General features: G+C 47.9%; 8 protein-coding genes. 3 read left to right on the forward strand and 5 right to left on the reverse strand.

Going from position 1 to position 7,914, the window contains the following annotated elements; all coding sequences use genetic code 11:
• From DW937_RS10020 to DW937_RS10040, 5 genes are all read right to left on the reverse strand, one after another.
• Positions 1–457 (reverse strand): hypothetical protein (locus tag DW937_RS10020; RefSeq protein WP_243111462.1); only part of this gene is annotated, 457 nt, incomplete at its 3' end.
• Positions 454–720, reverse strand: coding sequence for a hypothetical protein (locus DW937_RS10025; protein ID WP_243111463.1), 267 nt, complete (start codon positions 718–720; stop codon positions 454–456). The genes DW937_RS10025 and DW937_RS10020, both read right to left, overlap by 4 nt.
• Positions 721–865: 145 nt before the next feature.
• Complete coding sequence (locus tag DW937_RS10030) at positions 866–1,849, reverse strand: hypothetical protein (protein ID WP_243111464.1); 984 nt, start codon at positions 1,847–1,849, stop codon at positions 866–868.
• Positions 1,850–1,996: 147 nt separating this feature from the next.
• Positions 1,997–2,686 carry a DUF4367 domain-containing protein gene (locus DW937_RS10035; RefSeq protein ID WP_120120826.1) on the reverse strand — a complete coding sequence of 230 codons (690 nt, stop codon included), beginning with the start codon at positions 2,684–2,686 and terminating at the stop codon, positions 1,997–1,999.
• A complete protein-coding gene (locus DW937_RS10040) occupies positions 2,679–3,218 on the reverse strand; it encodes a sigma-70 family RNA polymerase sigma factor (protein ID WP_243111465.1) in 540 nt (179 codons plus the stop codon). The genes DW937_RS10035 and DW937_RS10040 overlap by 8 nt, the downstream gene beginning before the upstream one ends.
• Positions 3,219–4,223: 1,005 nt before the next feature.
• Between DW937_RS10040 and DW937_RS10045 the strand changes: the two genes are divergently transcribed.
• From DW937_RS10045 to DW937_RS10055, 3 genes are all read left to right on the forward strand, one after another.
• Positions 4,224–4,559 (forward strand): hypothetical protein, encoded by a 336-nt coding sequence (locus DW937_RS10045; protein ID WP_117505411.1) that lies wholly within the window; start codon positions 4,224–4,226, stop codon positions 4,557–4,559.
• A gap of 407 nt (positions 4,560–4,966) precedes the next feature.
• On the forward strand, positions 4,967–6,316 hold the full coding sequence (locus tag DW937_RS10050; RefSeq protein WP_117505413.1) for a hypothetical protein: 1,350 nt from the start codon (positions 4,967–4,969) through the stop codon (positions 6,314–6,316).
• 53 nt (positions 6,317–6,369) lie between these two features.
• Positions 6,370–7,662, forward strand: a complete 1,293-nt coding sequence (locus DW937_RS10055) for a virulence-associated E family protein (RefSeq protein WP_242985194.1) — start codon at positions 6,370–6,372, stop codon at positions 7,660–7,662.
• The last annotated feature ends 252 nt before the right edge of the window (positions 7,663–7,914 follow it).

Below are 7,914 nucleotides of genomic sequence, written 5' to 3' on the forward strand. Positions count from 1 at the left end.
GGTCTTTCAACAATTTGGGATGAAATGCTCGCTCTCTCCAGAGTCGGACTCCAATTTTGGGAAAAATATATTCCGTTCCCAGTTGCAAGTCCTTTTCGTTGCAAATAACGTTGTCCTTTTTCATTAAGCTATCAATAATACACTCGGCGGTTGTATTAAACATATCCAGCCCGAACAATTTTATTGATGCCACTTTAGACAACTCTCTCTGGATGCCGATTTCAGTAGCTTTTCCGTTCCGATACTGCACCAGAAAGAACGAATCATTATCCATATATCGTCCTGTTATCAAATTAGGATCACCAGTTTCAGCACAACGCTCCATTTGCATTGCTTCATCAGAAGAATTCGACCACTGTTTCTTCATTTGTAGAAGAGCATTTTCTAACTCATCTGATGTCATGCCTAATTTTAATTGTCCAATTCCAATATGTGGTATAATAATTATCTCTTTCATAACAAAACCTTATACCAAAAAGTGAACCATACAAATGCAGCAGTTGCACATATCATCAGAACCAGTCGCATCGTACTTGCAAGTTTCTTCTCGATGTAACCTTTCTGATTTTCGCATAGGACAATCTGCTGAAGATTGTGAAATTTAGCTTCACTGACATTTCCATTTAATGCCTTCCATGCAGTGCGGCGATCTGCAACCAGCAATAAATCGGACAGCATTTCCATAAAGATGACAGCGAAAAATGCCAGAGAAAAAAACACATACCGCTCCATTGGCTTGCTGTCAAAGTATCTCGGAGTGTTGCCGGTTTCAAGGACTGTACCGCAATGACATAAAATACGGTACTTTGTTCCCAGTTGTTCTCCTTAATCTGCTGGCACCTATACACTGTTATTCCCATCATGTCTAAAAGCGAATTGATTTTGCGATTTCTAATGCTTGACTTTCCGACACAGAACTTGATTCAAGTTCAATTGCAACAAAGCATTCTTTCTCGTTATCATAAGCGAGAATCCCCAAATTGTTCACAGGTTCTGAACTTGCACCATCTTGAAAAATCACCGTTGTAAGTGCAGTCGTTCCGTGTTCCGTGCTTTGTATCACATTGTATTTATTATCAGTGTCAAACCTGTAAACCGACCCTAGCCGAAGTGCAGAGTAAACAATCTGCACGGAATCTCTATCACCTTCATATGGTTCATAGGTGCTGTATCCAACCGCGCCAACCAACTCATGATTTTTGTCATAAATATCATATACTGGATAAGACGGATTCAGGCTTGCAAGAACAAGCGGTTTATTATCAGCACGTTGCGTTTGTTCTCTCTTTTGAATTTTCCACCCTTGCGGAAGTTCGATTGAAATAACACTGCTCGCTTGTCCTGATTTTTCAGGTTGAAATTCAATTTGCCGATTTGGTTTCTCCTTGTTTTCAGCTTGTTCTCCTAAAATATCTGATGCGATTTGTCCATATTCTTTATCAGCGGTGATGGATTCCAGATACTGATAAATCGTATTTCTTTCTTCATCCGACCCACTATAGGGAAGCTCTGTTTTTATGCCGGATAAAACAAGCTGCTGAAAGTCTTTATCATTCATCAGTTTGTCATATTTCAACACATACAGTGTGTCTTGAGGGAATTTGATAAGGCGATTTGTCAACACCGAAAAGCAATCTTCTGTATACCCACCATCCGATTCTTTAAGCTTTTGCAGTATTTGGCTTGTGCTGGCGTTTTCAAGATTAGATAAAAATTCCTGCTCGCTTGTCACCGATGTCGATATAGGAGAGTTCATAGAAGTTGAAGAGGATACTTTTGTTGCGCAAGCTGACAATCCTATGATTGTCGCAACCGAAATTGCAATGAAGCTCCTTTTCATATAGAGCATACACCTCCCGTTTGTTTCCATCAGAAGCTTTTACTTAGATAACGCAGCAACCAACACATTTGTTGCAAGATTTCCCAAATTTGTTTACTTAAACAAAAATCCATCCTCACATTTGTGCTCATCTACAAATATCTAGGCATTTTGCCGTTAATAAATACTTTCTGCAACCTTCATCAACTCATCCAATGAACCATCGCCCATAATTGTGCAGGAAACACCAGCATCCTCCCAAACCAAAATATAACAGGTGACCTGCCCCGGAATCTCACTTGTTCCAAGTGTTGCTTCCTTATCTCCAATCTTTACAGTTGTATAAACGGTATGTTCATTATCGAATGTTTCAATCTGTCCGTATGCGGTTATAATTGAACAATCCACAAAATAGATTTCTCCGGCAGCATTAACATACGCATGAGAGAATGTTTCCTTTTTATCATAGCCTTGCGTATAGTCACGCCAAAATCCGACTTGTACATAATGTTCACTATACGCATCGGGAAGCTGCTCTAATGGTTCTCCCTCAACTTTATAAGTGACTTGCATCTCAATTGGTAAGAACTTCTGAATCATCGTATAGACTGTCTTGCGGAAGTCTGCGCTTACTGCAAGCGCACCGAGAGTTAAAATTACCAGCGTCAGGGCTGCAGCAAGCACCCGTTTCAGCATAGGGCGGCGTTTATGCAATGCCGCTTGCAGGCGAGCATCCCATCGGGAAGTGTCCGGGTAGCGTTCCTTAAGCTGTGCCGGAGTGGGCAGCTCGTCCAGTTCTTTCTGTGCATCTGCACGGAGTGCCATCATCAAAGCTGCATCAAAAGAAACTTCTGTCCGTTCACTCATGGTGGTTCAACTCCTTCCATAATAGTTTTCTTCCACGGAAAAGCCGCATCCGAACCACTTCGTCCGTCAGTCCAAGCGATTTGGCAATCTCCCGGTTGGTGTAGCCCATTGCCAAAAGGCGCAGTGGGTCACGGTACATCGGTTTCATCTGTCCAATCAGTTCTGTCAGGTGTTCGATGTTGTCGGCGCTGACTGCTGCATCATCCGGCACCGGGGCGTCATCTGGTGTGTCTGGAACTTCTTCCAGTGGTTTCTCTCGCTGCTTGCGAAGCATATCGTATGCACGGCTTCTACTACAACTAACGAGATAAGCGGCGAGTTCGTGACAGTTTTCTCGATGAATTTTAGAAAAATTTTTGGCAACGTACAAAAACACCTCTTGCAGCACATCCTCTGCCAGATACGAATCGCCCATAATCTTGTAAGCAGTATGGTAGACCAGCCGCTTGTAGGTATTGTATACATCTATAAATTGTTCTTCACTGCTTTGATCGTCAAGAACAGCTAAGTACAGGGAAAGCAACCCAACCACCTCCAACTGATTCGTGTGGATTGGATGTAGTGTACCATGAACCAGCAAAAATGTCGAATATTATAACTCAAAATTGCGGAAGTCTTTTTGAGTTTTTCTCGAATCATGTCAAGAGGGCTGACACTGTCCAGCCCTCTATCTTTTTGCTAAAGTTTTTGACGTGTTTTCTTGCAACATGCCGAAAGTGGCGTGTTTTCAAAAGTTCTTGTTGACACGGTACGGATTTTATGGTAATCTACTCCAACAATTTAATATAACATATTTACTTAGAGTTCCAGCTCGGCTCCCGAAGGAGCCGGAGCAAGTTTTTAACTTTCTATCGCTACATAACGAACCCGAACCAAGGCCATCCCGGAAGGGATGGTCAGGTTCAGGTTGTTGTGTGGCGATTTTTTATTGCCAAATCTGGCACCGCACCTTGAAAACCGCATGACCGTCTGCATGGGATACCCGGCGATGACCCCCAAGTGGGAGAGCCGGAAAACGTCGCCAGAAGGGGGCAGGAAATCCATGCAGGGAGAACGGCACACCCAATATCAACTGGTCAAAATGGCCAGTTGATATGGTGAATGACACAAAGCGTCATTCACCAGAAAAACCTTATGCGTTACGGCTCACCTCATGTGGACATTTTGACCACATGAGGTGAATTGCCGCAACCTAAATCAATGTAGACAAATTGTCCACATTGATTCCGCTCGTGTTACGGTTGACCTCGACTTGACATTTTGTCGAGTCACGGTGAAATCTGGTGAATACTGCTTTTCAGTATCTACCTGATTACTGTAACATGGTTGTTCTATGGTGGGTTACGAAAAACGTAACTCACCACTTGGAAGTGGTAAATGGACAAAATGTCCACTTACCACTCAGCCATAACGGAGAAAGCTTAGTTGGTGGTCATTTTGACCATCAACCAAATAATTGTAACGCTTTATTGTGTAAAAGTGGTGGTTACCATTTTGATAACCACCATATATCCGTAACAGCCAAAGGAGAATGCCTATGACAACAGAACAATGGGAACGCGAAAATCAGGACACCTTAATGGAATATTTCATTGATGGCGACCCCAGTGTGCGCAGAATCCAGTGTGAATACTGCCGCAAGGTCCTCTACACCCAGACCCGAAACCGCAAATATTGCAGTTTCCAAATCTGCGGTCACAAGATGCTGAATCTGCGGAAAAGCCTTAAAAAGCGTGCTGAACGTGGAACCTACACCTGCGCTTGCTGTGGGGAGCAGTTCTTGCCGATCCGGGCAGATGCCAGATATTGCAGCAATGCCTGTCGGCAGAAAGACTACCGCCAGCGTAAAGCGAATGCTGCTTCAATCCTGTAAAGTGGTGCTTCCCATTTCGGAAAGTACCACTTTACCGTAACGCCTAATCGCTCACTCCCCAATCCCCCACAATGGGAATTTGGACTGTCATCTAAAATCAAGTTACGCTTTCCGTAACTTGATTTTAGCCGTAACGAAGCCACCGGAGTTATCATTTTGAGAACTTCGGTTTTACCTGTAATACGGTACGCCCACTCCGTAAAAATCAGTTGGCCAAAATGACCACCTGATTCTACCTGTAACGCCTCAAGGTCGTTGAAAATCAGGTGCCGCCACCCGGCACCTGATTTTACCCGTAACGGAATCAGAGGGTCAAAATGACCCTCTGAAAAACCGGACGAGCTGTCCATTCGAGACAGCTTGCCCGGAGCAGGAGTGCAGAGGACGTAGTCCTTTGCCCCAGTGATATGATGCTGTGCGTCATATCCTACTGGGTATTATCTGGCGCAAAACGGCGGCAGATCCAGCAGCTCCGCTGCTGCGTTCTCTCCGCCAAGCTGTTGAAACGGAGGGATGCCTATCTGAAATTAACACGTCACAACGGACGAGCCGGAACCCACGGCACCTATAACCCAAAACACAATGACCGCAGTTTCAACCTTGCCAACAGCGAGCACATCGACCCGGAACGAGCCAAGGGCAACATCTACTGGGACTGCTTTCACGGTTTCCGTTCGGTTCTCGCTCCACCCGACCCGGACGATCTGGCGGCGACCTTCTCGGAGGTGGAACGTCAATTCTACGAGACCCACTATTCGGAGTTCATCGAAAGGCAAAATGAGCGTAACGCCAAGATTCGGCACACGGAGCGTAATCGCTCCATTCCTGACCTGCTGTCCAGCCGCAAGACCTGCCCGGAGGAGACCATCTACCAGCTTGGGACGCTGGACGAACACGCTTCGGCAGAGGACTTGCTGAACATCGTCACGGAGTTCATTGACGAGTTCAAGACCAAGTTTGGCGACCACGTTCATGTGCTGGACTGGGCGCTGCATCTGGACGAAAGCACACCCCACATCCACGAACGCCATGTGTTCGACTGCGAGAACAAGTACGGCGAGGTAGCTCCCCAGCAGGAAAAGGCACTGGAAGCGTTGGGTTTTGATCTGCCCGACCCGGCTAAGCCCCTCAGCCGCCGCAACAACCGCAAGATCACTTTCGATGCCGCCTGCCGGAAGATGCTGTTTGACATTGCCAAACGGCATGGGCTGGAATTGGAGGAAGAAGCGGAGTACGGCAGCCGCAAGTATCTGGAAAAGCAGGACTTTATCCTTGCCAAGCAGAAGGAGCTGCTTTCCGCCCAGCAGAACAGACTGGATGAGCTGACCCTGAAAGTATCGGATATGGAGACCCTGCTGGAAGATGTTTCAGCAGCAGCCTACGACAAGGCGGTAGAAGTGGTGACAGAGACCGTCCGCACCGAGACCCGGAAGGAAGATATGCAGATGATCGAGGACACGAAAAAGTGGGTGCTGTCCCCGGAGCGCAAGGCTCCGCAGCCCACGAGAGAGTACGCCGCCCATCGGTTAGATACAGTGCTGGACAAGTTCCTCAAGACCATGCAGACCACCGCCACTCGTTTGCAGGAAAAGCTCCTGAAGCCGGATGTCCGGCAGAAGGGCAAGGAGCAGGTCAAGGAGAAAGCACGGGATTCTGTTCTGCAGCTGCTGAACCGTTTGCAGGCAGAACAGACGCAACGGAAACCATCTGCACCGCCTACTGCCGAGAAGTCAGAAATACGAGGTGATGTTTATTGAGCAAAGAAGTCAACGAAGAACGTACTCCCCGAACCGTTGAAGATGTGAAAGAAATGCTGACCAAGCACTCCAACGGAGAGATCCAGCGAACGATCCAGAACTGCATTACGATTCTGCAGAACGACCATGTGCTTGCCGATGCCATCCGGCTGAACCTGTTGAGCGAGCGCATCGACATTGTAAAGCCTGTGGGGTGGTCTCGCTCCGGCAAGACCCTGAACGATACCGACATGAAGTATATTCTGCGCCGAATGGAAAAATACGGCATCTCCAGCGAAAAGAAAATCGAATCTGCTATCCGCATCGTTGCCAACGAGAACCGCTATCATCCCATCCGGGACTATCTGAACAGTCTGAAATGGGATGGAACAGAGCGGATAGCCCACGTCCTGCACCACTTCCTCGGTGCTGCGGAGGACGAATACACTTGCGAAGCCATGAAGATTTTCTTGCTGGGAGCCATTAAGCGCGTGTTCCAGCCGGGATGCAAATTTGAGACCATGCTCTGTCTGGTGGGCGGGCAAGGTGCGGGAAAGTCCACCTTCTTCCGGTTGCTGGCAGTCAAGGATGAATGGTTTTCGGATGACCTGCGGCGGCTGGACGATGACAACGTGTACCGAAAGCTGCAAGGCCACTGGATCATCGAAATGTCGGAGATGATCGCCACCGCCAATGCCAAGAGCATCGAGGAGATCAAGAGCTTTCTCAGCAAGCAGAAGGAAACCTATAAAATCCCCTACGAGACCCATCCTGCCGACCGTCTGCGCCAGTGCGTCTTTGCTGGCACGACCAACCGGCAGGATTTTTTGCCCCGTGACCGCACGGGCAACCGCCGCTTCATTCCTGTCCCGGTGGATGCGGAACTGGCCGAAGTCCACATTCTGGACAACGAGGAGGAATCCCGCGCCTATATTGACCAGCTCTGGGCAGAAGCCATGACCATCTACAACAGCGGCAATTATAAGCTGGCGTTCAGCCCTGCCATGCAGGAAACCCTGCAAGCCCATCAGCAGGACTTTATGCAGGAGGATGCGCAGGCTGGCATGATCTATGCTTTTCTGGAGGACTACACAGGGGACCGGGTGTGTTCCAAGCAGCTCTATGCGGAGGCGCTGGGCAACACCAACATTCCGGCAGAATGGGAGACCCGTGCTATCTGCGAGATTATGAACACAGGAATTTCGCGCGGCGATATCCAAGGCTGGCAGGCTCACAAGACTGCCAAGCGTTACCCGAAGTACGGTGTCCAGAAAGGCTGGGAGCGCGTAACCAGCCCCGAAACCGGGGCTGAAGATTTCTCCGAAATAACGGATGCGGAAGCCAAGCAGCTGGGCTTTCCCTTCTGATGGACAGCGGTTACACGGTCAGTTACAGATTCGGTTACGCAGCAGTTACAGCGCAAAAGCCGCATGACTGCTGCATTTTCCACTTTCTGTAACCATGTAACCTTAAAAAGATAAGAAAAAGTATAAAGCCCATCGAATGCCCTGTGTGCAGAAAAAGAGAGTTTTCCTGCCCGGTTACAGGCGTTCGGTTACAAGGAATTGGAGGTCTGCCTATGAGCAATACGCCTGCGCACACCACGAAGCAGCAGACGA

Origin of the sequence: Faecalibacterium sp. AM43-5AT (assembly GCF_003603345.1) — a bacterium.
Classification (GTDB): domain Bacteria; phylum Bacillota; class Clostridia; order Oscillospirales; family Ruminococcaceae; genus Faecalibacterium; species Faecalibacterium taiwanense.